This is a genomic window from Streptomyces sp. NPDC028305 (assembly GCF_055569495.1).
In genome coordinates, this window is the sequence record NZ_JBVHTN010000009.1 from 469887 (window position 1) to 496156 (window position 26270).

At 67.6% G+C, this 26270-nt stretch carries 29 protein-coding genes and 4 pseudogenes; 16 read left to right on the forward strand and 17 right to left on the reverse strand.

Features of this window, described 5'->3' with window-relative positions:
• Positions 1 to 25: 25 nt before the first annotated feature.
• Positions 26 to 565, reverse strand: coding sequence for a DUF6204 family protein (locus ACZ4WQ_RS37255; RefSeq protein WP_468022750.1), 540 nt, complete (start codon positions 563 to 565; stop codon positions 26 to 28).
• Positions 566 to 577: 12 nt separating this feature from the next.
• Positions 578 to 1786 (reverse strand): glycoside hydrolase family 16 protein, encoded by a 1209-nt coding sequence (locus ACZ4WQ_RS37260; protein WP_398375166.1) that lies wholly within the window; start codon positions 1784 to 1786, stop codon positions 578 to 580.
• Between the two features lie 1626 nt (positions 1787 to 3412).
• Here ACZ4WQ_RS37260 and ACZ4WQ_RS37265 point away from each other — a divergent pair.
• From ACZ4WQ_RS37265 to ACZ4WQ_RS37275, 3 genes are all read left to right on the forward strand, one after another.
• Positions 3413 to 3796: a peptidase inhibitor family I36 protein gene (locus tag ACZ4WQ_RS37265; RefSeq protein WP_311724154.1), complete on the forward strand. Its 384-nt coding sequence runs from the start codon at positions 3413 to 3415 to the stop codon at positions 3794 to 3796.
• A gap of 492 nt (positions 3797 to 4288) precedes the next feature.
• Positions 4289 to 4549, forward strand: a complete 261-nt coding sequence (locus ACZ4WQ_RS37270; RefSeq protein ID WP_398375230.1) for a hypothetical protein — start codon at positions 4289 to 4291, stop codon at positions 4547 to 4549.
• On the forward strand, positions 4449 to 5102 hold the full coding sequence (locus ACZ4WQ_RS37275) for an NAD(P)/FAD-dependent oxidoreductase (protein ID WP_398375168.1): 654 nt from the start codon (positions 4449 to 4451) through the stop codon (positions 5100 to 5102). The genes ACZ4WQ_RS37270 and ACZ4WQ_RS37275 overlap by 101 nt, the downstream gene beginning before the upstream one ends.
• Before the next feature lie 275 nt (positions 5103 to 5377).
• Here ACZ4WQ_RS37275 and ACZ4WQ_RS37280 read toward each other — a convergent pair whose 3' ends face one another.
• Positions 5378 to 6127, reverse strand: coding sequence for an SDR family oxidoreductase (locus tag ACZ4WQ_RS37280; protein WP_311724156.1), 750 nt, complete (start codon positions 6125 to 6127; stop codon positions 5378 to 5380).
• 397 nt (positions 6128 to 6524) lie between these two features.
• Between ACZ4WQ_RS37280 and ACZ4WQ_RS37285 the strand changes: the two genes are divergently transcribed.
• Positions 6525 to 6785, forward strand: a complete 261-nt coding sequence (locus ACZ4WQ_RS37285) for a hypothetical protein (protein ID WP_311724157.1) — start codon at positions 6525 to 6527, stop codon at positions 6783 to 6785.
• Between the two features lie 56 nt (positions 6786 to 6841).
• Here ACZ4WQ_RS37285 and ACZ4WQ_RS37290 read toward each other — a convergent pair whose 3' ends face one another.
• Positions 6842 to 7252 (reverse strand): cupin domain-containing protein, encoded by a 411-nt coding sequence (locus ACZ4WQ_RS37290; RefSeq protein WP_398375170.1) that lies wholly within the window; start codon positions 7250 to 7252, stop codon positions 6842 to 6844.
• 111 nt (positions 7253 to 7363) lie between these two features.
• On the opposite strand from ACZ4WQ_RS37290, the gene ACZ4WQ_RS37295 reads away from it, so the two are divergent.
• Positions 7364 to 7756: an SDR family oxidoreductase gene (locus ACZ4WQ_RS37295; RefSeq protein ID WP_385338019.1), complete on the forward strand. Its 393-nt coding sequence runs from the start codon at positions 7364 to 7366 to the stop codon at positions 7754 to 7756.
• Positions 7753 to 7998 (forward strand): hypothetical protein, encoded by a 246-nt coding sequence (locus tag ACZ4WQ_RS37300; protein ID WP_311724160.1) that lies wholly within the window; start codon positions 7753 to 7755, stop codon positions 7996 to 7998. Before ACZ4WQ_RS37295 ends, ACZ4WQ_RS37300 begins: the two co-directional genes overlap by 4 nt.
• 29 nt (positions 7999 to 8027) lie before the next feature.
• Here the strand turns inward: ACZ4WQ_RS37300 and ACZ4WQ_RS37305 are convergent, their stop codons facing one another.
• The gene (locus ACZ4WQ_RS37305) at positions 8028 to 9218 is read right to left on the reverse strand and encodes an IS110 family RNA-guided transposase (protein ID WP_398375172.1); all 1191 of its coding nucleotides are present in this window, start codon (positions 9216 to 9218) and stop codon (positions 8028 to 8030) included.
• Between the two features lie 130 nt (positions 9219 to 9348).
• On the opposite strand from ACZ4WQ_RS37305, the gene ACZ4WQ_RS37310 reads away from it, so the two are divergent.
• Positions 9349 to 9774 carry a hypothetical protein gene (locus ACZ4WQ_RS37310; RefSeq protein ID WP_398375174.1) on the forward strand — a complete coding sequence of 142 codons (426 nt, stop codon included), beginning with the start codon at positions 9349 to 9351 and terminating at the stop codon, positions 9772 to 9774.
• A 170-nt stretch (positions 9775 to 9944) separates the two neighbouring features.
• Positions 9945 to 10385 carry a VOC family protein gene (locus ACZ4WQ_RS37315; protein ID WP_358842830.1) on the forward strand — a complete coding sequence of 147 codons (441 nt, stop codon included), beginning with the start codon at positions 9945 to 9947 and terminating at the stop codon, positions 10383 to 10385.
• Positions 10386 to 10509: 124 nt separating this feature from the next.
• Here ACZ4WQ_RS37315 and ACZ4WQ_RS37320 read toward each other — a convergent pair.
• The 3 genes and pseudogenes from ACZ4WQ_RS37320 to ACZ4WQ_RS37330 all read right to left on the reverse strand — a co-directional run.
• A pseudogene (locus ACZ4WQ_RS37320) lies at positions 10510 to 11941 on the reverse strand (IS1182 family transposase).
• Positions 11942 to 12255: 314 nt separating this feature from the next.
• Positions 12256 to 12774 carry a GNAT family N-acetyltransferase gene (locus tag ACZ4WQ_RS37325; protein WP_385338013.1) on the reverse strand — a complete coding sequence of 173 codons (519 nt, stop codon included), beginning with the start codon at positions 12772 to 12774 and terminating at the stop codon, positions 12256 to 12258.
• 108 nt (positions 12775 to 12882) lie between these two features.
• Positions 12883 to 13282: pseudogene (locus tag ACZ4WQ_RS37330) on the reverse strand (transposase); the annotation flags it as partial.
• 209 nt (positions 13283 to 13491) lie between these two features.
• Between ACZ4WQ_RS37330 and ACZ4WQ_RS37335 the strand changes: the two are divergent.
• The 3 genes from ACZ4WQ_RS37335 to ACZ4WQ_RS37345 all read left to right on the forward strand — a co-directional run bounded on the left by ACZ4WQ_RS37335 (position 13492) and on the right by ACZ4WQ_RS37345 (position 14964).
• Positions 13492 to 13851 carry a hypothetical protein gene (locus tag ACZ4WQ_RS37335; RefSeq protein WP_398375176.1) on the forward strand — a complete coding sequence of 120 codons (360 nt, stop codon included), beginning with the start codon at positions 13492 to 13494 and terminating at the stop codon, positions 13849 to 13851.
• A gap of 93 nt (positions 13852 to 13944) precedes the next feature.
• Positions 13945 to 14091 carry a hypothetical protein gene (locus ACZ4WQ_RS37340; protein ID WP_311724163.1) on the forward strand — a complete coding sequence of 49 codons (147 nt, stop codon included), beginning with the start codon at positions 13945 to 13947 and terminating at the stop codon, positions 14089 to 14091.
• A 243-nt stretch (positions 14092 to 14334) separates the two neighbouring features.
• A complete protein-coding gene (locus ACZ4WQ_RS37345; protein ID WP_398375178.1) occupies positions 14335 to 14964 on the forward strand; it encodes a hypothetical protein in 630 nt (209 codons plus the stop codon).
• Positions 14965 to 15126: 162 nt separating this feature from the next.
• Here ACZ4WQ_RS37345 and ACZ4WQ_RS37350 read toward each other — a convergent pair whose 3' ends face one another.
• Entirely contained in the window at positions 15127 to 16881 is a 1755-nt protein-coding gene (locus ACZ4WQ_RS37350) for an ankyrin repeat domain-containing protein (RefSeq protein ID WP_398375179.1), read from the reverse strand.
• Positions 16882 to 17045: 164 nt separating this feature from the next.
• Between ACZ4WQ_RS37350 and ACZ4WQ_RS37355 the strand changes: the two genes are divergently transcribed.
• Positions 17046 to 17177, forward strand: a complete 132-nt coding sequence (locus tag ACZ4WQ_RS37355) for a hypothetical protein (RefSeq protein ID WP_398375180.1) — start codon at positions 17046 to 17048, stop codon at positions 17175 to 17177.
• A gap of 52 nt (positions 17178 to 17229) precedes the next feature.
• On the opposite strand, the gene ACZ4WQ_RS37360 is transcribed toward ACZ4WQ_RS37355, so the two are convergent.
• Positions 17230 to 17535 (reverse strand): Tn3 family transposase, encoded by a 306-nt coding sequence (locus ACZ4WQ_RS37360; RefSeq protein WP_468022751.1) that lies wholly within the window; start codon positions 17533 to 17535, stop codon positions 17230 to 17232.
• Between the two features lie 624 nt (positions 17536 to 18159).
• Between ACZ4WQ_RS37360 and ligA the strand changes: the two genes are divergently transcribed.
• Positions 18160 to 20238, forward strand: a complete 2079-nt coding sequence (gene ligA / locus ACZ4WQ_RS37365) for an NAD-dependent DNA ligase LigA (RefSeq protein WP_398375225.1) — start codon at positions 18160 to 18162, stop codon at positions 20236 to 20238.
• On the opposite strand, the gene ACZ4WQ_RS37370 is transcribed toward ligA, so the two are convergent.
• Positions 20216 to 20407, reverse strand: coding sequence for a helix-turn-helix domain-containing protein (locus ACZ4WQ_RS37370; RefSeq protein ID WP_398375184.1), 192 nt, complete (start codon positions 20405 to 20407; stop codon positions 20216 to 20218). The genes ligA and ACZ4WQ_RS37370 overlap by 23 nt on opposite strands.
• Before the next feature lie 136 nt (positions 20408 to 20543).
• Entirely contained in the window at positions 20544 to 20804 is a 261-nt protein-coding gene (locus ACZ4WQ_RS37375) for a hypothetical protein (RefSeq protein ID WP_398375186.1), read from the reverse strand.
• 685 nt (positions 20805 to 21489) lie between these two features.
• On the opposite strand from ACZ4WQ_RS37375, the gene ACZ4WQ_RS37380 reads away from it, so the two are divergent.
• Positions 21490 to 21900 (forward strand): RidA family protein, encoded by a 411-nt coding sequence (locus ACZ4WQ_RS37380; protein WP_100568610.1) that lies wholly within the window; start codon positions 21490 to 21492, stop codon positions 21898 to 21900.
• Positions 21901 to 22028: 128 nt separating this feature from the next.
• On the opposite strand, the pseudogene ACZ4WQ_RS37385 reads toward ACZ4WQ_RS37380, so the two are convergent.
• Positions 22029 to 22109 (reverse strand): annotated as a pseudogene (locus ACZ4WQ_RS37385) (ATPase); the annotation flags it as partial.
• Positions 22110 to 22168: 59 nt separating this feature from the next.
• Here ACZ4WQ_RS37385 and ACZ4WQ_RS37390 point away from each other — a divergent pair.
• Positions 22169 to 22270 (forward strand): annotated as a pseudogene (locus ACZ4WQ_RS37390) (IS5/IS1182 family transposase); the annotation flags it as partial.
• Between the two features lie 46 nt (positions 22271 to 22316).
• Here ACZ4WQ_RS37390 and ACZ4WQ_RS37395 read toward each other — a convergent pair.
• Complete coding sequence (locus ACZ4WQ_RS37395; protein WP_311730871.1) at positions 22317 to 23168, reverse strand: alpha/beta fold hydrolase; 852 nt, start codon at positions 23166 to 23168, stop codon at positions 22317 to 22319.
• Positions 23169 to 23271: 103 nt separating this feature from the next.
• Here ACZ4WQ_RS37395 and ACZ4WQ_RS37400 point away from each other — a divergent pair, with 103 nt between their 5' ends.
• Positions 23272 to 23685 (forward strand): winged helix-turn-helix transcriptional regulator, encoded by a 414-nt coding sequence (locus tag ACZ4WQ_RS37400; RefSeq protein WP_398375188.1) that lies wholly within the window; start codon positions 23272 to 23274, stop codon positions 23683 to 23685.
• A gap of 233 nt (positions 23686 to 23918) precedes the next feature.
• On the opposite strand, the gene ACZ4WQ_RS37405 is transcribed toward ACZ4WQ_RS37400, so the two are convergent.
• The 3 genes from ACZ4WQ_RS37405 to ACZ4WQ_RS37415 form a co-directional block, all read right to left on the reverse strand.
• Complete coding sequence (locus ACZ4WQ_RS37405) at positions 23919 to 24194, reverse strand: hypothetical protein (protein WP_398375190.1); 276 nt, start codon at positions 24192 to 24194, stop codon at positions 23919 to 23921.
• Positions 24195 to 24227: 33 nt separating this feature from the next.
• Positions 24228 to 25229, reverse strand: coding sequence for a tyrosine-type recombinase/integrase (locus ACZ4WQ_RS37410; protein ID WP_398375191.1), 1002 nt, complete (start codon positions 25227 to 25229; stop codon positions 24228 to 24230).
• A 271-nt stretch (positions 25230 to 25500) separates the two neighbouring features.
• A complete protein-coding gene (locus tag ACZ4WQ_RS37415) occupies positions 25501 to 26268 on the reverse strand; it encodes a dienelactone hydrolase family protein (protein ID WP_398375193.1) in 768 nt (255 codons plus the stop codon).
• Positions 26269 to 26270 lie beyond the last annotated feature (2 nt).

Consider the following 26270-nt stretch of genomic DNA (forward strand, 5'->3'; position numbering starts at 1 on the left):
CCACCTCCTTGACTGCTCAAGCATATCAGGAGCTTGAGCAGTCAAGGATTTGTTTAGTTGATGGCCGGACGGAGTCCTTGCACAGGAGCTCGGGGTACCGGGGTCCCGCGACCGAGGCGTGGGCGTGGCCGCGCTCGGTCAGCCACGCTTCTTCCTCCCCGGAGTCCAGGAAACGGAAGGTGAAGGCGGATCGCGCTGTCAGGTCGTAACCGAGGTGCCCCTCGGGCGTGAAGGCCGCGCTCAGAACGTCGTGCTCTGCGGTGCGGGCCAGGAGTTCCACAATGGGCATGGGCTGTACCGCCTGCGTGGCACGGTTCGCTATCCGAAGGCGGCGTAGCCATGTCGAGAAGACCACCGGTAAGCCGTGTGCGGGAAAGCCGCACGCACGGATTGAAAGGAGACGGAGGAACCGGGTCCGACAGGGCGCCGCGCCTCCAACTACGGGCTGGAGCCCCTGGCCCAGCTCCGCGAGCGCGGCGTCGTACTCGGCTCCCCACCCCAGCAAGGTGGTCCGGCGCTGAGTGGGCATGATGCGGGGCAGAACCGCAGCGGCCCTGCCCCGCATCACGTGGCCCGTCTACCTCTGCCAGACGCGCACGTAGTCGACCGACTTCTGCGCCGAGACCGTCGCCGGGTTCGGTTCATGACCGGGGCTGGAGTACACGTACAGGTCCTCGATGATGTTCGTGTTCTCCGAGGGGGTGCCCGCCACGGTGCACACCAGCTGGCCGTCGATGTAGAACCTCGTGCCGCTGGGTGAGATGTCCGCACCGTAGGTGTGGAAGCCGTCGCCCGGGTCGAACTCCAGCGTCGGCTGGCAGCCGCCGCCGGAGCCCGCGTGCGAGGTCAGGTAGAGCTTGCGCGGGTTGTCGCTGTACTGCTCGTAGGCATCGGTCTCCTGCCAGGAGTTTACGCCGTCCGCCTGCCAGGTCCAAAAGGCGGGCCAGAAGCCGCGCTTGTCGGAGACCGGCTTGCCGTTCGCGTCCTTGACGTTGTACGTCAGCTTGGCGCGCGACTCGATGAAGGCGTGCTTGAAGGTGTAGCCGCTGGAGCCGGTCGAGGTGAGCAGGCAGGACGTCCAGCCGTAGCCCGTGCCCGACGGAGAGGTGTAGCTCTCCCGCTTTGCGGTGATGGTGACCGCGCCGTCCCTCTCCTGGCAGTTGCGATCGAGGTTGTACTCCAGCTGCTGGTTGTCCTTGTTGCCGCGGCCGTTGTCGACGAGGGAGCTGGAGTTGCCGCGCCACTTGGTGCCCCAGTCGACCGAGGTGCCGTTGAACTCGTCCCACCACTTGACGTTCCAGCCGGTGCCGCCGCCCTGCGGTTGCACCCCGGTCGGCGGGTTCTCGCCACCGGACGAGGACTTGGTGGCAGTGAACGTCTGCGCCGGACTCGGCGCCAGGTTCGTCCAGGTGGTGCCCTGGCGGTAGGCCATCCAGATCTTGAATGTGCCCGCCGGGAACGACCGCGAGGCCGTGAACGTCTGCGCCGTCGTGCCAAGCTGGACGTTCGTACGGTGCCCGAAGTCGAGGCGCGCGTCCGAGCTGTCCCGTACCGCGAAGACGAGCTCGTCGACCGTGATGGCCCTGTCTGCGACCAGCTTCGCGGTGAAGGTGCCGGTCTGGCCGGCGGTCGGGTACTCGACGTCGCCCTTGAACTCCTTTACCGCCACGGTTGCGGCCGCCCGCTGGCTGCCGCCTCCCAGCGGATTGGCGAGGGCGGATCCCTGGGTGCTGAGGAGTGTTCCGAACGCAACGGGGATGAGTACCGCCCGCCAGGGTCGACGCATGTCCAACCTCCTTGTGGCTGCCGAATGATGCAACACAATGGAGCGGGCCCCAGCATGCGTCAAATTGTGTGCGGAAGCTCATGGGAACACGGCCGCAACAGTGGCCGCCGAGGAGGGGCCGTACCAACATCGCGAGGGCATTTGGGGAAGAAGAGCTGGACACCATCTTCTTCCCTCCCCGCGACCGCTTGGACCGCATGGAGGCGCTTACCATGTACGCCCCGACGCGCGATGGCCGCAGGGCCGGACAGATGTCGACAGTCACGCGCGACTCCGACGGACAGACGGTCTGCCCCGCCCCGGGGCAGGCAGATTTCGCGCTGGCCAACGCACTTGCCCCCATCCTCAAAGTCTGGGGAAAACGGAGCAGTCGGCCACCTGATGGTGCGAGTGACACCGAGCGCGACGTGGATGTGTGCTCAGGTCTCGGCGAGTGGCCCCATGAGGGCGAGTGTGCTGATGACCGGCGTGGCGGATCAGCAACTTCGAGGGCGCCCGGGGCGGAAGACGGATTGCAGTAGGTATGGGGTCCGCGTTGCTCGGGTGCGCCTTCTCCTCAGGGCGCCGCGTCCGGAGCTGCCCTGGGGCTCCGCGGCTGCCTTATGTCATCCCCGGGCAGCGGCCAGGATTCCGACGAGCCGGATGGTGAACATGGCGACCGCCATGACGACGCCCGCGAGTATGCAGGCCGTCCCTGAAGACCACCGTCTGCGATCCGGGTGCTAAGGGCGCCAAGGGCGCCGAAGCTGATCGCGAACTGAGCGGCGCGGCCGACACTGTGCTCGGTGCTCTGGGCCATGTGGACTCCTCCCCGGCCCCCGATGTCCCGGAGTTCGGCATGGGCCGGTCCACCGTGTCACCATCGGCCGAGGCCGATGGTGAGGCGGCGCTCGCTGTACCGGCCCGGCGGGATGGAGCACCAGGGCCAGTCCGAGAACGTGGCGTACTCGACGCCCGACGCCAGACCTCGGTGGTGAGCCGTATGGAGGGGACGGTGCTGAGCCAGGGCGGGCGGGGCTGTCGGTCCGCGTCTTCTCGGTGCGGGCGGTGATGTCGGTGTTGGTGATGGGGGAGGCGAGCTGGGCTCCGGGGGCTGTCTTCCAGGCCCAGGTGGGGTCGGTGGCCAGGACGTCGGCCCTCCAGGCGCTGCCAGGCCCGGGGACTTCGAGTTCGGCGTGGGCGCCGGCGTCGGGGGCGGCTGCCGTCAGTTCGAGTGTGAGGAGGTGGTGGGCGGCGGATTCAAGGCCGAGCGCGCAGGCGGGGGCGCCGGGTGCGTGGGCGAAGAACCGCAAGCCGGTGCGGGAGGTCTTCGCGTGCATCGGGTGGCGGCACTCGTCGCTGACGTAGCGGCGCGGAGGGCCGGGTCTTCCACACGGCTTCCCGCTCTGTCCGCTCCCGAGGTCAGGCAGGTGCGCGAAGATGGCACCCCACTGCGCGTGCACGGCCCTGAACGCCATGCTGGCCCCTGCCAGTCGGAGCAGAAGCCAGCGTGGCCCGAGCCACTGACATCGCGTCAGGCATCGATTCGGCCGTGATGCGATCAGGTTCGGCGGATACTCGCCCCCGATCGTGTGGTTTTATGTCCCGCCGCCCCCGTGGGCGGCGCTCGGGGCTTTTCATTGTGGCGTGAACGTTCTCTCCCGCCGCCTGGTGGCCGCTGCACCGACCAGGCCCCGCGGCTCCCGCCGCCGCGCCGGCGGCCACCAGGTCGGTAGAGGTCGACTGCCCCGGCGGCTACGTGTGCATCGACCCGAGATCGACTTCGGCGGACAGCCTTGGGCGAAACGAGTCGTCGACGGCAGCGTGAAGGACCTGCCCTCCACCATCCGCGATCGCGGCAGCTCGGTGCGTAACAACTCCGATGGCACCGCACGCGTCTACGAGAGGCGCAACTTCGCCGGCCGGTGGGTGTGCGTCACCAGGAGTGGCGGTTCCATCCACGACCTGCGCGGCTACAACCGCAACGACCGGACCCGCTCTCTATGTATCAATCGCAACGACTGCGGCTGAAAGCCCTCGGGGCCCTGCGGCAGGGACCAGCCACGTGCAGGCGCTGCCGGATCAAGGAGCTCGCAAGAAAGGACGTATCGCTATGCGTAGCGGACTGCATGCCGTTCTGCGATTAGTCGTCGCAGTGTGCATCGGATTCCTCCTACCGTTACAGGGCTCCGACAAAGCCCAGGCCGTCCCGGTGACGTTCACCAATGGAACCCAGTTCATCAACACCGCCGGAGACGCGGTACATGGGCATGGCGGCAGCATGATCAAAGTGGGCGGATACTATTACTGGTTCGGCGAAAACACTTACCCCAACGGCCCCTTCGCGTCGATCCCGGTTTACCGCTCCACCGACCTCCATACCTGGGAGTTCCGCAATAGCGCGCTGAGCCTGACCTCGGCCCCGAGCTGCGGAACGCCGGAGTCTGGCGGCCCAGGGTCATCTACAACGCCCGCACGCAGCAATATGTACTCTTCGTCCGCAAAGAGAACTACCCATCACCCATGACCGAGAACAAGGCCGCCTCGATCCAGGCTCTCAAATTCGGTGCGCGCATGTACTTCCCGAGCAAGGTGACAACCGTCGACACAAGCGGCGAACGGCTGAGAATCTCCCTGTTCGGCGGAATAGAAATTCTCGCACGAGCTGTCATTATCGCGACCGGTGCCCATCCGGTCCCTTCCGATTGCAAGATGGGGCGAGTTCGAGAACGCAGGAATATATTACGCGTGCACGGAGCTGGAAGTCCGTTCCTGCGCGGGTAGAGAAGTAGCCGTCGTCGGCGGGGCGAACTCCGCCGGACAGGCCGCGCTCTTCCTGTCCAGCAGGGGCTGTACCGTCGATCTCGTGGTCCGCGGGGAGGATATCGGAGCTCGCATGTCCTCCTATCTTGTCAATCGGATTGTTTCGGACCCTATGATTTCAGTCCGAGCCTCCACCGAGATCACTGCCCTTGAAGGCGATACGTCGCTGGAGTCGGTCCGGATGACCAATTCGGTGACCGGAGAGGAAGCCGTGAAGCCGTGCAGAGGACTGTTCTGCTTCATCGGGGCGGATCCCGCTTCCGGCTGGCTGTACGGCGACTGCTCCGTGGACGGGAACGGATTCATCCGCACCGACGCGCACATCCCGACGGAAGATCTTGGCCAGCATTGGCAAAACCTCGGGCGTGGGCCACTGCCGTTCGAAACCAGCATCCCCGGGGTCTTCGCGGCAGGCGATGTGCGCCACGGATCGATCAAGCGCGTCGCCGCCGCAGTAGGTGAGGGGGCAAGCGCCGTGTTCTCCGTGCACCAAGTAGTCGGGGTGCGGCTTTAACTGATCATTTCGCAATGAGATCGGTGTGCCGGGTGGTGGCCGGCGATCGCCGCAGGCGGGTCTGCGACCGGCACGGCAACCCGTCGGCCCTCTCCCTGAGCGGCGGCAAATCCGGCAAGGACGGCGTCTGGCCGATCTCGCTGATGGACGCCAGCGCGGTGTACTCGCGTCGTGGTCAGGCGACAGAAATCTCAGCGAGATCGATGGCGACAAGGATCGGCTCCGGCAGAACCCGCGCACAGCCGGCGCGTATCCCGACGGCTGGCGCTCGGAATTCAGATCTGGACGAGGCCGCCGTCGACGAAGAGTTCGGCTCCCGTGGTGAAGGAACTCTGGTCCGAGGCGAGGAAGACGGCCGCGGCGGCGACTTCGTCGGCGCGGCCCATCCGGCCGAGTGGGATCATCGCCGCGAGGCCGTCCGCCAGTTGCTGTTCCCCCTTTGCGGGGCTCCCCAGGCCGCGGATGCCAGGGGTCTCGATCGGGCCCGGGCTGAGAGCGTTGACCCGGATGCCGCGGCCCGCGAGTTCGGCGGCCCAGGTGCGGGCCAGGTTGCGGTCTGCGGCCTTGGTGGCGCTGTAGACGCTCATCGCCTCGACGCCCATCGACGCATTGGTGGACGAGAGCACGATCACCGAAGCCCTGTCCGGCAGCAAGGGGAGTGCCTTCTGGACTGTGAAGATCGTCCCCTTGACGTTGATGCCGAAGGTGTTGTCGTACTGCTCCTCGGTGATCTCGCCTAGTCGCGCGAGCTCGGCGACGCCGGCGTTGGCGACGACGACGTCCAGCCGGCCGCTGCGCTCCTTGATGGTCGCGAAGAGGCGGTCGAGATCGTCGAGATTCGACACATCGCTTTGGACGCCGATGGCCCGTTCACCGACGGCTTGTGCGGCCGCATCCAGCCCGGTCTTGTGCCGACCGGTGAGGTACACAGTGGCGCCCTCGGTGGCGAATCGACGGGCGATGGCCAGACCGATCCCGGTCGAGCTGCCGGTCACCAGGGCGATCATGTCATCGAGCTGTCCCATGATGTCGACTTCCTTGAAGTAACTCGTTCAGAGACCTGTAGACAGGGCCGTGAGCCTCTGCTGGGCTGGTGATCCACGCCCACGTTCCGATGCCCTCGTCGCCGACGGCATTCTTCGGTACTCGCACCCCGAGGACTGCCCCGTTTAATCGGTTTTGTACTTATTAGCAAATAACTCGAACCGAGGTGCTGCAACCGGTGGGGTGCGCACCTGTCGCGCGCTGACGACCTACGGCCTCGCTCTCCTAGAGGCAGCGGACCACCGTACTCAGCTGATGTTTGAAGAGAACGGCGCCCCGCTCCCGACAGCCCTCCAGCTGAACCGGGCTTGGGCTCTGCGAGCGCGATATTGTGGGGACCTGATGTCCGCTTTTCATGATCTGTCGGGAGCGCTGCGAGTGCCTGAGGACCCCATAGCCCACAGTGAGCTCGCTGCTCTGACCCGGCGTTTCGAGCAGGTCGCGGAGAAGAGCGATCGCGAGTTCGGGATCATCAAGTCCGACTTGACGGCGGTGCGTCTGCAGGTTGGGAACCTCGATCAGAAGGTGGACCGGTTGGAAGACCGCCTCGAGGAGCTCGGCCAGAAGATGGACCGGAACCAGGCGCAGATCGTGGCGCTGCTCACGCGGCTGGTCGGGCAAGACCCGAACGCCGGCTGATCACAATCGTCAAGAACACGGGCTTGAACCCCGGTCACGGGGGTTCAAGCCCGCCTCTATCTCCTGCATGGTGCCGGGCGGCCGCCCCCCTGTCGCGCGTCGACTCTGGTTGGAGAATCGGTAGGCACCGCAGAGGAACACCGCCGCCCGGGGGTGTCAGACTCCCCGTCGTGGGCGTGCCGGGCCCGGAACTCCTCCGGTTCGAGGCAGTCGGTGCCGGGCTCGTGGCCGACGTAGTGGTCCGTGCCGCCGCGTACGAGGGTCACCTCCCCGAGTACGAGTTCCACAGCGTGCCCCGGGTCGTCGGCGTCGAACCACAGCCATCCCCGGCCGCGGACGACGGTGTGTTGCACGGACAGCTGGATCGTTCCGGCCAGGCGCAGCCCCCACGGGGGCTCGGCGACCGTCCAGGCGAAGACCGCGCCGCCGGCGCGTGCCCGCGCAAGGTGATCACGCAGTAGGTCCATCCAACCAGCATCAGCAGAGCGATCGCCGTCGGCAACGATCAGAGCGTCTAACGTAAAAAACGAGCGAATCGCACATTGATCCGCTCCTAAGGGCTCTCTCGTGATGAATCCATGACTGAATCACTGCAGACCACCCTCGTTCTCGGCGGCACCGGCCGCACCGGCTCGCTTCTGGCGAGGCGGCTCGCCGAGCGGGGGCGGAACGCACGCACCGCGGCCCGTCACGGCGCGGACGTGCTGTTCGACTGGGACAACCCGGCCACCCACGCCGACGCCCTGTGCGGCGTCGACAGCCTCTACCTCGTCACGCCCGTCATGCGGGTCGCGTATGCCGACCAGGTCGCGATCTTCCTCGACCTCGCCGAAGCCGCCGGCGTACGCCACGTCACCTACCTGAGCACCTACGGCGCCGACCACGCCCGGTCCACGACGGGGCCCGGTACGCGCCCACCGGCCCGCAGGCCCTCACGGTCGGTGAAGTCGCCGAGATCATCACCACCGTGACCGGACAGTCCGTCACGCACCAGGACCTCGACCCCGAGGCCTGGATCGGCGGCGCCGTCGCCGCCGGAATCGTGCCCATCGACTACGCGGTGATGCTCCGGTGGCAGACCGGCACCACCATCACCGGCCACGGCTCGACGCCCAACGACGACATCGAGAAGGTCTCCGGCCAGAAGGCGACCATCTTCCGTGAGTTCGCGCAGCGCAACGCCCACGCCCGGACGGCAACGGCGGCCGTGTGACGATGTCCAACGATTCCTCATGCCGTTTGTCAAGCAGTGAGGGCGACGGGCGGCGTGAGCTCATAGCACCGTCCGTCGCGGAGGAGGGCCCAGAGGACGTTGACGCGGCGTCGAGCGAGCGCGAGAACGGCCTGGGTGTGACGCTTGCCCTCGGCTCGTTTGCGATCGTAGAACCGGCGGGATTCCTCGCACTTGCGGATGCTGAACAGCGCTGAGGTGTAGAAGACCCGCTGGAGGCGACGGTTGTATCGCTGCGGGCGTCGGAGGTTCCCGCTGATCTTGCCGGAGTCGCGCGGGACCGGAGCGACGCCGCCGAAGCCAGCAAGGCGGTCGGGGGTACCGAAGGCCGTCATGTCACCGCCTGTGGCGGCGAGGAATTCGGCACCGAGGATGACTCCCAGGCCGGGCATGCTGGTGATCACTTCGAAGGTGTGGTGGTCGCGAAACCGGGACTCGATCAGCTTGTCGAGTTCGGCGATCTGCTGGTTGAGGGCCATCACCTCCCTGGCCAGCGTGTGCACCAGCTGCGCGGTCAACTTCTCTCCAGGCAAGCTGGTGTGTTGACGGTCGGCGGCCTCAACGGCCGCCCCGGCGAGCTGGTCGGCGCTGCGAACCTTGCGGTTGCGCAGCCAGCTCTCCAGCCGCTTGGCACCGAGCCGACGGATGGCGGCCGGCGTCTGGTAGCCAGTCAGGAGGATGAGCGGGCCAGTGTCGGTGAGGTCCAGCGCGTGTTCCAGACCGGGAAAGATGCTGGTGAGCTGGGCGCGGGGCCGGTTGACGGTGCGGGTGCGGTCGGCGACCAGGTCCATCCGGCGGCCAGTGAGGATCTTGAGGTCGGTGACGGTCTCGTCGCCGGAGCGTATGAATTGCAGATCCCGTCGGACCCGGACCTGGTCGGCGATGACCGCGGCGTCCTTGGCGTCGGTCTTGCCCTCGCCTCGGTAGCTCTCGGAAGCCCGGTGGATGGCTCGGCCGGAGATGTAGTGCACAGGCTGGTCGTGGTTGAGGAGGAGCGCGATGGCCAGGGCGGCTCCGCCGTCAGCCAGGTCGATGCCCCAGGTCACCTCATCACCCAGCGCCAGGACATCGGCGAGTAGTTCGAGCAGTTCGGTCTCGTCGTTGGTAACGCGTCGGGACAGCAGCCGGCGGCCGCTCTCGTCGATCGCGACGCAATGGTGGTGGGTCTTGCCTGCATCGATGCCGGCCCAGATCGCGGCCATGTGGTGCCTCCGTGCGGTGGTGTTGCTGGTGCCTCCCGACGGACGACCTCGCTGTCGATTCCCTACGGAGCGATCATTCGCAATTCCTCATTGGCAGCCGAGTCGTCGCGGGGCGTCGGGCGGCCAATCGATGGAAGCCACAAGCGGCAGAACCTTGAAAGCCACACCCGACGCCCCTGGGTGGAAGAACCATACGAAGGGTTCGCCCTGTCCCGGTCAACAACGTAGGGAGAACCTTGAGGGTTTCGCGGCCCTGGACCCGTTCTTCCGGATCATCCAGGAAAGGCTCGCGGGCCTTGTCGACGGGGAGCACTTCTTCGACTTCCTGGCCGAGGACGTCGTGGTCGAGTACGTGGTCTCCGTCCCCGGCTACCCGCGGCGAGTCCAGGGACGGCGCGCGGTCGCCGACCTGTACCGCGGCTATGGGGACGCGACGGTCCTGGCCAGCGCGGACGAACTGGCAGTCCATCACGACGCCGATAAGTCCGTGGTCGTCCTGGAGTACGCCGTGCACGGGCTAGGTTCTGTCTCTTTGGTCAGCGTCGGGTCCAGATGAGGATGCTCGCGAGGTGGAGTGCGGTCTGGTAGGCGATCGCGAGCCGTAGGTCGTCGGCAATGTGAAGCGCCCAAAACATCGACACTTCCGGGTGTCGAGAATGCGGCACTGGCTCCGTCTCAGGGGTACCAGTAGCCAGAACGGACTGCGCGACGAAGAAGGAGCACCCCGTGACGATTCAGCGGATGGACAACGTAGGCATCGTCGTCGACGACCTGGAGGCTGCCATCGCCTTCTTCACCGAGCTTGGCATGGAGCTGGAAGGCGAAGCGCAGATCGAGGGAGTCTGGGCAGACCAGACGGTCGGCCTCGACGGGGTCCGCAGCGCCATCGCGATGATGCGCACCCCGGACGGCCACGGCAAGCTGGAGCTGACGAAGTTCCACACCCCCGCGGCGATCACTGCCGGACCGCTCAACCCGCCACCCAACACTCTGGGCCTGCACCGTGTCATGTTCGCCGTCGACGACATCGACGACACGATCACCCGCCTGCGCCGCCATGGCGCCGAACTCCTCGGCGAGGTGGCGCAGTACGAGGACATCTACCGACTCTGCAACCTCCGCGGCCCCTCGGGAGTCATCGTCGCTCTGGCCGAACATATCGGCTAGGAGCGTGTCTCGGTAACGGGCAGGCAGCAGCGTGGTGCGTCAGTGATGGGGCGACACTCGGGGGCCTGTCGGGTGGGAAGCCGACCTGGCGGGACCCGGTGACCGGGCCGAGAAGCCCGGTGGGTCAGCCGGTTGTGATGGCGAGTCCCGCGGTCCCGGCGTGGCGGAAGATCTTGCGGAGGTTGTGGCATGCGGCCGGCAGTCGCCACTCGGCTCGCCCCCCCCGTCCTCGCCGCGCAGGGGGAGCCGGTGGCCGTCCTGGCAGGTCATGATCTGACCGAAAACGGGTTCAACGATGGCTTTTCGGCGAGCGTAGGCGGCCTTACCAGTCTTGGTCCGCAGCTTGCGGGCCATGCGCTCCTTCAGCGTGGCGTCCTTGGGGGGATGCGTCCGCGGGGTGCAGGCGGGACCTGCTCATCGTGCTTGAGTCGGCCAGTGGCCATGAACGCTTCAGTGCCGCAGGCCAGTTGGCGCTCTCCGGCAGCTTCGAGGTTGGTCTCGGAACAATAGCCGGCGTCGACCAGGGCATGCTTGGGGTGGGCGCGGGTGTTCTGCGCAGACTGGTCGAGCACGGCAGTGTAGTTCAGGGCGTCGGAGGCGTTGGTGGCCACGTCGGCGGCGGCGATGATCTGGTGCTGCTCGTCGACGACGGCCTGGGCGTTGTAGGCCTGGATGTAAGTGCCGTCGCCGTTCTTCATGATCCGCGAGGCGGGGTCAGTGAAGTTGGCCTGCGCCTTGGGCTTGGGCCGGGCCTTGTCTGCGGCCTTGTTCCCGGCGTTCGTCACGGCTTGCTCGTCGCCGCTGCCGGCGCGTTCCTGGCGACGGCGTTCCTTGTCCTCGGCGTGGCGGCGGGCCTTCTCGGCGGCCTCGGCCTCGATCTGGGCGCGGGCGGCCTGCAGCTTGACCAGGCGCTGCTCGCGGCGGCCCAGCTCGGCGGGCAGAGCGACCTCCTTGCCGTCGACGCCGAGCCTGGCGTCTTCGGCCATGTCGGTGGCCTCGGCATCGGGCAGCAGGGCGGCCGCCTTCGTCTCCAGTGCGGGGATCTCGGCCTCGATGCGTTCCTCCTTGTGGACCAGCCGCCCGTAGCTCATCGCCTTGTGCTTGGAGGCGTTCGCTTCCAGCTTCGTTCCGTCCAGAGCAACGCGGCCCATCGTGGCCATGCCGAGCTTCTGCGCGAGATGCAGAGACTGCAGGAACAGGCCGGCAAGCGCGTCCAGGTGGCGGCGGCGGAACCGGGCGATTGAGCGGAAGTCGGGAGCCTGGTCGGCGGCCAGGAACCGGAAGGCGACGTCGTCGACGCAACGGCGCTGGATCGCCCGGGAGGAGCGCACGCCAGTGGTGTAGCCGCAGATCAGCAGGCGCACCATCAGCCGCGGGTCATAGGGCGGGTAGCCGCGCTTCTCCGTGTAGTCGTCCAGGATCGGCGTGAGGTCAAGTGTCTGGTCGATCAGGTCAGCGACGAACCGGGCCAGATGGTCCTCGGGGAGCCAGTCGTCCAGCGACTGCGGCAGCAGCAAGACCTGGTGCGGGTCGAACGCCCGGAACCGCTTGCCCACGCCGGTTGCACGGGCCTGCAGACGCTTCTTTTCGACCAGCTCGGCCTCAAACAGTCGCTCCTCAGCACGGATGCCATGATCATCCCGTATGAATGATCACGATCTGTATGCGGGTCGCCGTTACTGATCAGGGGGGGGCAAAGCATCGCGAGGCGACCGCGTCTGTCAGCTCCGGGGCGAACGGCCTGAACGTCGCTGACCCGGGATCGGGCACCGGCGACAGCAGGTGGTCGAGCCCGAGATATGCGCGCAGGGCGCTGGCCGGCTTCTGTCCGGCCAAATCGCCGGGACCGAGCGCGAATCGACCACCAGCGTCAGCTGACGCCGTACGGCAATGGCTTTCGATCGCCTTCCTCGATCTTGAAAGTGCGAAAGCCTCGACGGTGATAGTTGGGCAACGCAGCGGGGTGGTCCAGTGACGAGGTGTGCAGCCAGACACGCGTTGCCGACGGCAGCAGTTCCCACGCTTGTCGTACTGCGAGAGTCAGCGCGAAACCGCCCAACCTTTTGCCGATGAACTCCGGCAGAAGACCGAAGGTCTCAATCTCGATCTCGCGAGAAGGATGCAGGTCGTAGTTGACCATGCCCGCCGGCTTGCCGCCGAACGACAGCAGCCAGAATCTCCTGGCCGGGCACCCGGCGAACCAGGCCTCCCACTCCTCGGCGGAGCGGCTGGCGCTCTCCCAGCCGTAAGGTGCGCCGATACGGGCTTGAAGGTCGGTGATCAGCGATGAATCGCGGTCCAGCGGCTCCAGAGCCAGGCTGGGCACGGAAACGGCCGGTTTGAGCTGGTCACACGACGTCATCTCGACGTAGGTCAAGATCTCACTCACCCGCGCAGAGTACGTGAGCTCCGAGCCCGCCGCCAACCCTGAACAACCTAGAAGCCGCCATCAACCCGCATGGTTACTGAGACGCGCTCCTAGGTTCTGTCTCTTTGGTCAGCGTCGGGTCCAGATGACGATGCTCGCGAGGTGGAGTGCGGCCTGGTAGGCGATCGCGGGTTTGTCGGTTCGTGTGGCCAGGCTGTGCCACTGCTTTGAGGCGGTTGATGCACCGCTCGACGGTGTTCCGCTGCTTGTATGCCTCGCTGTCGAAGCCGGGCGGGCGGCCACCGAGTCGGCCTCGTCGCAGACGGTGGCTGGCTTGGGCGGACGGCTGTGGGAGGAGCGCACGGATGCCCCGGCGCCCCAGGTGGATGCGGATGGCACGTGAGGAATACGCGCGGTCGGCCAGAACGGCCAGGGGCCGGGTCTGGGGCCTGCCAGGGCCAGCGCGGGGCACGCGGATGCGGGACATCACCGTCTCGAAGGGTGCATCACCTGCCTGGCCTGCGGTGATGGTGAAGTACCATCGGCGCCCTCGAACACATCACCACCCTTGAGGTCACACCCATCCTCACCGGAGTGAAGAGGACCGGCCTGGTCCGCCCCGGCAGCCTCTGAGCCGATCACAAGCTCCAAGCCCCGGGCAGGCAGGACCTCAAGCCCGTTCAGCCATGGACAACGGACAAGAACAAGCCCTGTCCATAACCTCGGCTCACAGCCGCAGTGCGCGGAAACGTGCATTTTTCGGTTCGCGCTGGTCAAGACGCTCGCCGAACCCTGTGCCGGCGCAGCGCCCGGCTTCACCGGGATGCGGCGTTCCGCCCCTCAGGCGGAGAGGCTCAGCATCTCCTCGCCCGGACGCTAACTGGCGCAATACAGCGCCTGGGCCAGCTCAAGAAGAAGGACCTGACCGAACCGGTCGCCGAGTACGGCCTCACCCCGTCCGGCACGCTCAAGGAAGACCTGCTGGCAGCGCTCACCACACACGCCCCCGGGATGCTCGCCAACGTCACCGCCGGGCGGATCGCCAACCGGCTCGACCTCGGCGCGCCAACCACGATGGTCCCGCAGATCGACGAGTGACAGCCGCTGCCGAAGGACCTCGAGACACAGCTGCCGCGGCTGCTGGCGTTCGGCGGCAAAGACGCGAGCCCGGACGACGCGGCGCGCACCGCTTTGAACAGCTGCTACGAGACCCATCTGGAGGACGAGACCCTCCAGGGGCAGGTCCGGGAGATCGAAAAGGAGATCACCCAGAGGCTGGAGAAAGAAGCGGACTACCTGTGCCGGCACATCCGCTCTCGGGTCGCTGCTGGTACGTGAACTCGGTGGGAAGTGCGAGGCCCGGCGGGCTTCGCGGGTGGTGGCAGCGGGCTGATTGCACTCATGGGCGTGTCCGTGGACGCTCCGGGGACTGAGTGGGTCTGGGGCACCTCGCCCTGTCCAGCACGCGCGAAGCACGCTCAGGTTGATGGGCTAGTGGCGGTTCACTCACCGTGTGACCATTGCGACAGGCAGGCACGAGGCAGTCGCGCAAGCGCATCGCCCTGAAGGGGGAGCAAGTTCGTGTCGGAGGCAATCTACGGATTACTGGGTGCACTCGGTGGGGCCCTCATCACCGCGGCCGCCGCCTATTGGGGCCCTTGGAGGGTTGCGCAAGCCGCCCGCGAGGATGCCCGCGAAACCGCAGCGCGGACTCGTAGAGAAGCCGAGATCACGCGCGTCATCCTCATGCGAAACACCACCCGCGCCTGGCGCAATCACCTGGCGCAGACCATCACCTCACTCGGGCTGGGGCTTCCCGTGACCCATGCCGCCTTCGACGAAGCGGTAACCATCTGCCGCGACGCCTCGCAATCCGCCCTCGACCACGCCCTGCACGACGGCATCTGGGTCAGCCAGACCAACTACGGGGCTCCCTTTCCCGTCCCCGACAATGGCGAGTTCCGTGTCCTGGAGGCTCTCAACCGCCTGACCGACCTCATACGCTCGGAAGTGATCCGGCAGGTGGGATTCGGAGAGAATATTCCTCCGCTGGAGGCCAGACGGACCGAAACCCTCAATCGCGCACTGGGCGATGTTGATACCGCCCGTGCGGAACTGTCTGCGACGCTCCTGAACCGGTTGGAACGGATCATGAGTGTCTCGGTCATCGGGGGGACCCCCTCAACCCCGCTGCCACCAGGAACGCCCTGATTCGTGAGGGTGTTTCAGGCGCCCAGTCTCTTGCAACAACTCACGAAACATGATCGCCGCAGGTCGAGCACTGCGCGGCGGGGCGTTTCATGAGCGACCACCTATGAAACGCCCCCCGGTCTTCCTTCCTGGGTCAAATTTCGCCTCGACCGGGCGCTGCGGTCACGCCGACTGCCACAGGAAGGCGACCTGGTCGCGGTGCGTGGGGCACTGCACGATGTAGCCCGCACCGTTGTCGCCCCACACATGAGGCACCCCGCGTCCGGAGTCGATCTGGAGGATCGGCTGCGTCATGCGGCGGTCCCCGCGGGGGCAGTTCGGGTACCCGGGGTCCTGGACCCAGTTCGGCCATCCTCCCAGCTTGTCGCCCTGACGGTTGAGCCCGAACACGGCGGCACGTTCCTCCGGGAGCAGTTCCGACTCGTCTGCCTCACGGTACGGATAGTCCCTGACCGCACGCGCCCACCCGGCAATCGGCCGCTCCGGGAACACTCGGACACCGTCGGGCGGTGTCGGCGACGACGCTTCGCCGGCCGCGTCGACGACCCGAACCAGGTGGCCACCCGAGAAGGCGTGGTACGGGTTGCACGCGGTGCAGTGGAACAACTGCAACAACCCCGTGCCCAGATCCCGCGCCTGCTTGGGCGCGCCCGCGAGGTCGAGTTGCACGAAGAACGTCAGCGGGGCCACGCAGTCGGCGCAGCCAGGCCACGGCTCATCCGCACCCAGCCAGGGCAGGCCGCCGAACCGCGAGGCGCCCGGTTCGCCGTCCCCGTCTGTGGCGCCGATGAGCGGGCTCCATGCGAGGCGGGCGACATGGGCGAGCTTGGCCTTCACCGCCCGTGCGATCTCCTGTGGCGTCCGCGCGTTCGCACCGGCGGTGCGCAGCAGCCGCTCGACCTCAGTGCGGCCCTGCTGCCGAGCCGCTGCGAGTGCGTTGCGGCCGTCCTCGTCGCGGGCTTGGATGTCAGCCCCGGCGTCGAGCAGGTCGCGCACCACCTGGACACGCCCGCGGTCGGCGGCCAGGACGATCGGCGGTGTGCGGTAGTAGTTGTCGGGTGCATCCATGTTGACCCCGGCGGCGATCAGGTGCGGTACCACCGCAGGCACGTCGAAAGCGATCGCCTGGCCCAGCGCCACCCCCAGGTCGTTCGACCCGACCTCACCACGGTCCAAGACCACCACCGCGACATCGACTTGCCGCTCCTGTACGGCGACGATCAGCGCGCGGCCCTGTGCGGCCGGCTCCTGCGTCGGCAGCAGTTCCCGCACCCGGGCGAGGAAGCCCCGCCGTGTCGCCTGGACCAGGTCAGCCTCTTCAGGTGCGAAGACCGTAGCCCCCCGGGCGCACAGCAGCTCCGCTGTCGCGGTGTCGCCCGTCTCCAGGGCGACGTCGAGCGGGCGACGCAGAGCGTCGGTCAGCACATTCGGGTCAGCGCCTCCGTCGAGCAGGGCCGCGACCGCGGCGTGCGCGTCGGCGCGGATGGCGCCGACCAGCGGGAGGCGGCAGCCGTCCGGGCTGTCCCGGTCGTCCGTGCGCGCGTTCGGGTCCGCGCCGGCTTCCAGGAGCAGCCGCACGGTATCCACATCCCCCGCTGTCGCCGCGGCCCACAGCGGGAACCTCTGCCACCCCGGTGTCGGCCGAGCCCCAGCGGCCAGGAGCGCCTGCACGAACGCCGCACTCCCTCGACGCTCGGTCGCCGTCGACAACGCGGCATCGAGATCGAACTGCAACGGCTCGTGCCGCAGGACGAACTCGAGCACATCCAGACGATCGTCGTATGCCGCGGACTGCACCGCATACCCGACTTTGTCCTGATCCTCCCGTAAAATCGTTGCCAGTTCACCGCTGTCGAAGAGCTCCGCTGTACGCATGCCGACACCGTAGCGACCAGCCCGGACACCACCCCCGTCCAAGTGCCCCGCCTGATCTGCGCTGGAGGTACCGGAACGGCCGGGTGAGCTTGCTGGCCGAACACCACAGCGCGTGTAGCGCCTGGTCAACGAGGGCACCAGGCAGCGGTCCGAGCCCAGCAGGCTGTGAGGACGCCTTCAAGGTCCGCACCGTCGGTCTGCCCCGCATGATGGCCAGCCTCAGCAATCTCGCGATCGGCCTCCACCGCCAAAACGGCCACCGAAACATCGCCGCAGCCCTCCGCCACACCGCCCGCGACTACCGCCGATCCCTGACCGGCCTCGGCCTCACCGGATGAACCCGGACAAGATCACTTCCCCCAAGGACCCTGATACGCGGTCAGACCCCATTCAATCTCGAAGGCCCGCTATACCTGCCACCTGCGATGCCTTGACGCCTACGGCGTCGATCGCGCCGCCTGTGCCATGCGGTCCACCGCCTGCCGGGGGGGGGTGGGGAATGGCCATGGGCGTCAGATCGAGCCGCTTGTCCATATCGAGGCGGAAGGTGCCGTACGAGTTGATGTTCGACCAGAACAAGGCGGTCAGCCCGCGCCGGGCCTCCTCGGTGAGCTTCTTCGCCCGGGCCGGTTCGGTGAGGACCTGCTGAAGCAGCAGGGTGTTGACATGCACGAGACTGGACTGGAGCAGGTGCAGGGCGAGCGACTACAAACACCGGCGCTGGCTGGACCGAGTGGAGGTAGGTTTCCGGGTCTTCGGCGCCGTGCTGGCGGCCACAGGTATCACTGGCGTCTTCTGGCTGACGAATTACCTGGTCGACCACGATGCCCCGGCCTGCGCAACTAGTGTCTTCGGCGCCAGCATCGCCGCGTTCGCCGGACTGGTGCTCAGACGCGAACGCCGGGGACCCTAATCACCGCGCTCCCTTTCTGGCTGTCGTCATCAGAAACGCCACGCATTTCGCTGCGCTGTCGGCGGTGTCCCGCATGGTGCCGTCCTACGCCATCGTGCCCAGGCTCTGGAGGAACAGTCCGGTTGCGGCCTAACGGCAGCCTCCGTCCCTTCGTGGATATGCGCGGTCCGTTGCCGAAGCCATCCGCGAGAACACCGCGGCCTGCAACCAGCCGTAGAACGAACGGCCCGTACAGACGCCCTGGCGTGCGCCGCTCGCGCTGCGACTGCACGTATGGCGCACGGACCGCGCTGAACAGCACGGGCGACCTCCTGGCTGAGTCCGGTGATCTGCGGCTGAGCTCGGCGCATCTGGTGGCGGCCATTTCGGCTGCGGCTTTCGCAGCGTTGTCAGTGGTGGCAGTCACGATGGCGGTCATGACCATCACTGATGCTGTGATTGCCGATAACACTGGGTACGTGCAAGCGGTCGAGTCCGCGGTGAAGGCTGCGGCTGCCTACTACGGGGGTGGGGACAGTGCGCTGGACGACGACGCGTACGACCGGCTGATACGGGCGATCACCGCCTGGGAGACGGACCACCCGGAGCAGATCGTGCCCGGGTCGCCGACGGGGAAGGTGGCCGGAGGCGTTGGGCAGGGGGATGTGCCACACACTCAGCCCATGTTGAGTCTGGACAACGTCTTCTCCCGCGAGCAGTTCACCACCTGGGCCGCCTCGCTGGAACGGAGAATCCGCCGGCCGGTTCAGGCGTGGAGCGTGGAGCCGAAGCTGGATGGCCTTGCGATAGCCGCGCGCTATCGCGACGGCCGACTGGTGCAGCTGATCACTCGCGGCAACGGGACAGCCGGGGAAGACGTCTCGCACGCGATCGGCACTCTGAGCGGCCTGCCCGGTCAGCTGGCCGAGCCGGTCACGGTGGAGGTGCGCGGCGAGGTGCTGATGACCTCGGTCCAGTTCGAGACGGCGCTCGCGGTGCGTGCCCAGCATGGTGGGGAGCCGTTCGCGAACCCGCGCAACGCCGCGGCGGGCACGCTGCGGGCGAGAGACCGTGCGTACCGGCTGGAGATGACGTTCTTCGGCTACGGCTGCCTGCCTCTGCCCACCACGGACACTGGGCTCGCGGAGCGTCTGACCGGCTCCTCTCACAGCGAGGTGATGGCCTGCATAGTCGGCTGGGGTGTGCAAACGGCGGCAGCCACTGAGGTGCCCGGCCGCACCGTCACCTCCGTGATGGCCGTCCAGGACCGCGTCGAGGAGCTCGCGGGCCTGCGGGCCGACCTGCCGTTCGGTATCGACGGCATCGTCATCAAGGCCGACCTGGCCGCCGACCGGCAGGCCGCCGGATCCGGATCCCGGGCGCCTCGCTGGGCCATCGCCTGGAAACTTCCCGCGGTAGAGAAGATCACCCGACTGCTGGACGTGGAATGGAACGTGGGCCGCACCGGCATCATCGCTCCCCGCGCCGTTTTGGAACCGGTCGAGATCGACGGCTCCGTCATCACCTACGCCACCCTCCACAACCCCTCCGACATCACCCGCCGCGATCTGCGCATCGGCGACCAGGTCATGGTCTACAAGGCCGGCGACATCATCCCGCGCGTCGAAGCCCCCGTCGCCCACCTGCGCACCGGGGCCGAGCAGCCCATCGCGTTCCCCGAGACCTGCCCGCAGTGCGGATCCGGCATCGATGCCTCCGAGCAGCGCTGGCGGTGCGAACGCGGACGCGACTGCCACCTGGTCGCCTCCGTCTCCTACGCGGTCGGCCGAGACCAGCTCGACATCGAGGGCCTCGGCCTGACCCGAGTCGTCCAGCTCACTGACGCGGGCCTCATCAGCGACTTCGCCGACCTGTTCTCCCTCACCCGCGATGCGCTCCTGACGTTGGAACGGATGGGCCCCACCAGCGCCGACAACCTCCTGGCCGCGATCGAGCAGGCCAAGACCCGGCCGCTGTCGCGGGTACTGTGCGCGCTGAGTGTGCGCGGCACCGGCCGGTCGATGTCCCGCCGCATCGCGCGCCACTTCGCCACCATGGAGGCGGTCCGGGCCGCTGACGCGGATGCGATGCAGCAGGTCGACGGCATCGGAATCGAGAAAGCACCCGTGATTGTCGCCGAGCTGGCCCAGCTCGCACCCGTCATCGACAAACTCATCGCCGCCGGAGTGAACACGAACGAACCCGGCGCCACTCCACCTGCCGGCAACGGCGCGGCCCTTACCGCCGAGACGGCAGTCCCGCTCCATGGCATGACGGTGGTCGTCACCGGCACCATGACCGGTCCGCTGGAACAGCTCGGCCGCAACCAGATGAACGAACTCATCGAACAGGCCGGCGGCAGGTCTTCCTCCAGCGTCTCCAAGCGCACCTCCCTCCTGGTCGCCGGAGAGGGCGCCGGCGCCAAACGCGCCAAGGCCGAAGACCTCGGCATCCGCATCGTCTCGCCCGGCGAGTTCGCCGAGCTCATCGCCGACCTCCTGTCCTGACCTGCAACGACAGGCGTTCGGGGGTGCCGGAGACCAGGCGGTGCACCTGGGAAGCGGACAGGTCGATGCCTCGTTCGCGCAACAGCGGCACCAGTTCGGTGGCCGTGAAGATCTGGTGCTGGGCCATGACCTCGCGAAGCCGCCAGGTGTAGCCGACCTTGCGTTTCATGATTGCCTCCCGGTCCGGGTCTGAAGGGCGGCGGCGATGGTGGAGTCCAGAAGTCGCCGCAGGGTGCGGGTGCGGAAGTCCGAGGACACGCATAACGGTGGAGTCGGGCATTGGAAGTGTCCGAATGCCTGGCGGATCACGTGTTGCGGAGCTCGATTCGTGCCTCTCCCGGGGCTCTGGCGAGGATCTCGTCGACGGTCTGGGTGGGGGTCTGTTCGGAGGTGTCGATCCAAAGTCCGAGGCGAGGTGTCTCCTGCCGCAGAGCGTGATCGAGGGGGCCGATGGTCCACGCGTCGTAGGCGGTCTTGGATCTGGCGGTGTCGCGTGTGGCGATGGCGTCCGGGTGTGGGGTAAAGGCGATCACGTGGAGAGGGCGGCTGCGGATCTGCGCGATCATCCTGGCAAGGTTTTCTCCGAGGATGACATCCTGGGCAACGACGGTGAAGCCGTTGTCGAAGTAGCTGTCGATGGTCTGTGCGGTCAGCTGATGACGCAGCCGGTCGTACTGCTTCCTCGGACGGGTCGGCAGTCATCTCGGCTCGGCTGTTGACCACCATGCGCCGGAACAGATCTCCGCGCACGTGCACTGACCTCGGGAGCCGCTCGGCCAGCAGTTGGGCGATCGTCGATTTGCCCGCCGCGGGGATTCCGGTGATGAGGTAGATCTCCTGGCTCGTGCTCGGTCCGGTAGCCGTGGGCTGCTTGCGGTTCGCTGGTTGGTCGGTAGTGGGCGGGATCATGGGGCCGGATCCTCCTTGCTTCGTTGGCTCACATCAGCGGCGTAGGCAGCCCAGTCTCCGGCGGCGGCTCGCTGCCGCGCCGGTTCAGTGAGGCCATCGACGCTCACACCCAGGCCGCTAATCTCTTCCGCGAACTCGGCGACCGTCACAGTGGCTTCGTTGATCTCTAGGAACAGCGTTTCTCGACGGGTTCCGGAGTCAGTTGATGATCACCGGGTCCACGAGTGTCGACCAGAAATGACGGCGTTGCCGTGGGCGCGGCGAGGAAAAGGGAGGCGGGTGCCAACGGGCCGTTGGCAGGATGTCCACGCTCAACACTCGATGGGAAAGGACCCGACGACCGTGGCTCGTGCCATCACTCTGATCCGCTCCGCCTCCCTGTCCGACGTCGCCGAGTACGCTTACGCAGCTACGGCGCCCGCCGACTCCCGCCTGATCTTCCTCGCCGGGGCGTGTCCCCTGAACGACGACGGCTCGACGGCAGCGATCGGGGACTACGCGGGTCAGGCGCTGAAGGCCGTCGAGAACATGCGGGCTGCTCTCGCTGCCGCCGGCGCGTCACTCCAGGACGTCATCAGTACAAGGGTTCTCGTCGCATCGGCCCGGCGGGAGGACCTGGTGTCTGCCTGGGAGGTGGTCCGGGACTCGTTCGCTGACCACGACGTCCCCAGCACCTTGATGGGCGTCACTGTCCTCGGCTATAAGGACCAGCTCGTCGAGATTGAGGCCGTCGCCGCCGTGCTCGACTCTTGAGGTCCATTGACACAACGCGGCGGCCGAGCGCGGCCTGGACCGGAAGTGCCTGGGCGGTAGCACCGCGAATATGGGATTGCCTGCCGCCTGCGAGGGCGGCTGGCAATCGAGGCAGGCAGCTCTCTGGGTCAGCCGGTCTTGGCGGACTCCTCGGCTCGTGCCCGGGTGGAGGCGAGGCGGTAGGAGTCGGTGCCGGTTTCGATGATGGTGTCGTAGCGGACCTTGCTCCGCGGGACCCCGCCCAAGGTCCGCAGCGCGTGGACGTGGCCTTCGAAACTCCCGGGCCGTGGCCACGAGGTTCGACAAGCGTGGCTACATCTTCCACGGCACCGTCATCGTCGCTTCGATCCGACTCTGGCTCCGCCCGTGATCTCCGCCGGATCCAGGGCGTGTATCGAATGTCAGCCCCACCCCGGTCACGCCGCTTTCGCGTCCTCACCGGCCAGGAACGGATGCAGCAGCGTGAGCAGGGCGTGCGGCCGGTGCAGCGGGATGATGTGGCCGCAGTCTTCGATGACGTGTCCGGTGAGATCGTCGGTGACCGGGCGGAGCTGGCGTTCCAGCGCAGGACCGACGGGCCGGGCGCCCAGCGCCATCGTTGGCACCGTCAGGCGGGCAGTGGCGACCGCCTGCTCGATCTGTACTGCGCTCTCGGGCAGGGCCCGGTAGTACGAGAACGCGCAGCTCAACGCCTGGCGGCCGGTGTATGCGCGGACGAATGCGTCCCGGAGGGCGGGGCGCACACCGTCGCCGAGCGTGCCGGCGCTCAGAAACCAGTCGACGTAGGCGGCCTCGTGGCCCTCCAACACGGTCTCGGCAAGGCTGGGCGCGGCGGAGTGGAAGCCGAACCACCAAGGCGGCCCGTCGGCGAGGAAGTCCTCGGCGCCAGGCAGCCTGCCCAGAAGGGACTCCATGACGACCAGGCGCCGGACGAGACCAGGGCGGCGCAGGGCGAGGAGGAAGGCCGGCGCGGTGCCCGCGTCGATGCCCACCGCCGCGGCCGAGGATACGTCGAGCGTGGTGAGAAGCGCCGCGGCGTCCTCGGCCAGGGTGCCCGCGTCGTACCCGGAGGCGGCCCGGCTGCTCGCGCCGAACCCGCGCAGGTCCGGCGCGATGACGCGGTAGCGGCCGGACAGATCGGCCATGACGTCCGTCCACAGCTCCCAGGTGTGCGGGAAGCCGTGCAGCAGCAGGACAGCCGGGCCCGATCCGGAGAGGGCGACGTTCAGTTCGACACCGTTGGCGAGGACGCGTCGCAGCTCGGGCATGGAGGGACTCCAGGTGCTTGGTGAGTGATGGTGACTAGGTCACGCTAGGGAACTACTCTGGTCTGCCCAAGACGGCACTTTCCCTTCAGGTGGTGAGCCCCAGGTGACCACGTCGAGGCCCGGCGGACGTGACCAGCGACCCGGTGAGCGCGGGGACCTGCTGGATCCGCGCTGCCCGACCCGCCAGTTGCTCGACCGTATCGGCACCAAGTGGACGTCGATGGCGGTCAAGGTGCTGGCCGAGGAGGCTCCGGGTGAGCTCCGTTTCGCGGAACTGCGGCGCCATATCCCGGGCATCTCACAGAAGATGCTGTCCGTCACCCTGCACAGCCTGGTCCGCGATGGCCTGGTCGCGCGCCGCGTGGAACCCACCGTGCCGCCCGCCGTCCACTACCGGCTCACCGAGCTCGGCCTGTCCCTCGAAATCCCGCTCTCCGCCCTGCGGGTCTGGGCCGAGACGCACATGCCGGAGATCGACCGCAGCAACCAGCTCGCCGACGAGTCGCCCCCCCATTAGCCGTGGATCGAATGTGCTGGTCACAGCCACTCGTTGATGGCCGCGACAAGGACGGTCGCCTCGTAGCGGACCGCTGGCTTGTCATACCGCGTGGCTACGGCCCGGTGTCTTTTGAGGCGGTTAATACCGCACTCGACCGCGTGCCGCTCGCGGTAGTCAATCGGGTCGCCCTGCGGTGATGACGATCGACATGGGCTTTTGCCGCTGCTCGACGGCCAGGTGCAGCTTGGTGGTCAGGTCACCGCGCGAGCGTCCGAGGCCATGGTCGACCGGCTCGGCGGCGACGCCGCCGGGCCGGCTCCTTCTGTAGATCCCCCCCTTTTTCGCGCCCCGGCAGCGTGCTGGTGCGCACGGACGATGGTGGAGTCGACGTTGAGGTCCCAGGTGATCAGGTCCTTCGCGTCGGCCCGGGCCTGCAGTTCGGTGAAGATCCGCTCCCAGGTGCCGTTCCGCTGCCAGCGGCGGAACAGGTCGTAGGGGTGTGACCGAGATGCGCGCCAAAGGGGCAACGGGATGATCTTGAAGCCTTGATCCGCTCGGCTTTACGTGCGGCGACGTGCAGCGGGGTCTCGTTCGGCGACGTGCCGAGCGACCGAGTCGACGCCGGGCCGTGCGTATCGCTCCAGGGAGCGGACGGAGGCGTGGCGGGAGCGGGCCAGCAGCATCGGGGTGGAGGTGCCGTCTTCCGCGTCGTGCGTGAGGGCACTGTGACGTAGCCGGTGAAGCGTCCAGCCGTCCAGGCCCTCGATGTCGTCGGGTGAGGCGAGGGGGTTGGCCAGCAGCCGGGTGTTCTCCTCGAAGATCTCCTCAGCGCGGCGGTAGGAGAGCCGGGCCCGGCCGGTCTCCGGGCACACGTCGAGCGTCGGTGTTCCGGCCGGGGCCTTGCGGTCGGTGAGGAACAGCGGGCCGCGGGTGCGGCGGGCGAAGAGGCGGGGCAGGAGCTGGGCGGTGCCGGACTGCCAGTGAATCCACTCGGTCGCGCCGCCCTTGGCGGTGATCCTGCCGCGCTTGTCCTGCGGGCAAAGGTCTTCCACGTTGAGGCACAGCACCTCGTCGCCCCGTGCGGCGGACTCATAGAGCATCTTCCACTGCGTCTTCTCCCGCAGTGCGACGTCGAGGCGCCACAGGGCGGTGATCTGGTTCTCCGCGAGAGCCTTGGTGCGGTCGGGCGGTGCCGGCCGCCGCTCGATGCCGATCGTCGGATCGCACTCGATCCAGCCCTGGCGCTGCCACCAGCCGATCGCCTTGCGCGCGATGGACAGCTCCCGGTTGACGGTTTCGGCGTCCATCTCGTCCGCCCGCGCCGCCGCCAGCTCGGCGAGCACCTCCGGCAGCGCGGGGTCGTCGATCGCAGTGACGGGGAAGACGGGCGGTTTCGCGCCTCGGCGAGCGGGTCCGGTTGGCGCCGGTGCCCCGGCGAGCATCCACCCCCAGGTCGTCAACGAGATCCGGTAGATCCGGGCGGAGGACTTCGCGATGCCCGCGCTGGTGAGGTACCGCTCGACCGCCGCGGTGTACGACGACGGCGGGGCGGACAGGGGCACGACCCGAGCGTGCGGCAACCGAAGTGCGCCCCCGCTCCCGAGTTCGGTCACCGGTTCGATCGTCACGCCGTCCCGCCCTTCCAGTACTGCCGCAGTAAATGCGTACACCTCGCCCCGGCGGCCGGATTGGTCCGCCGCAGGTCGCGGTGATCACGGTAGGGGCTCTGCCGCAGTAAATCCGGTATTTACTAAGGTAGTTGTGCATACGTCTCCGCGATCGAGTAACCGCCCGAATGCGTTTCTGCTGTGCGGACTTGAGGGGAGTGGACTGTCAGTGCCCGAAGCCAGCATGCTTACCTGGGTCATGCCCCAGATCCTCCGTCACGGGCAAGCACTCGGCGAGCAGGTCGACGACGTCGCGCCAGGCGCGCTGCGCGTGCCGTGGGTGGTAGCCGACGCCGGGGACTGCGGGGTGGTCGACCGGCGGGTGGTGGAAGGCGTGCAAGGCGCCGCCGTAGACCGCGAGGCGCCAGTCGACGCCCGCGGCCTGCATCTCAGCGGTGAACGCGTTCCGTTGCGCGGGCGGCATGATCGGGTCTTCCGACCCGACCCCGGCCCACACCGGGCAGCGGATGCGCGCCGCCTCGCCCGGTCGGCCCGTGGTCAGTGCGTTGACTGTCCCGATCGCGCGCAGGCTGACGCCATCACGCCCGAGTTCCAGCCCGATGGCGCCCCCGGTGCCGTAACCGACGGCGGCGATCCGGTCGGGGTCGGTCCGCGGTTCGGTGCGCAACACGTCGAGCGCCGCATGGCCGATGCCCCGCATCCGCTCGGGATCAGCGAGCAGCGGCAGGCAACGGGCCAGCATCTCCTCGGGGTCACCCAAATAGCGCCCGCCATGAAGGTCGAAGGCCAGCGCTACATATCCCAGCTCGGCGAGAGCATCGGCCCGGCGGCGCTCGACGTCGCTGAGCCCCATGCCCTCTGGTCCGAGCAGCACCGCGGGTCGGCGGTCGACACTGGCCGGGAGCGCGAGGTGCCCGATCATCGTCAAACCGTCGGCCGGGTACTCGACCGTACGCGTCGTAATCGTCGTCATGA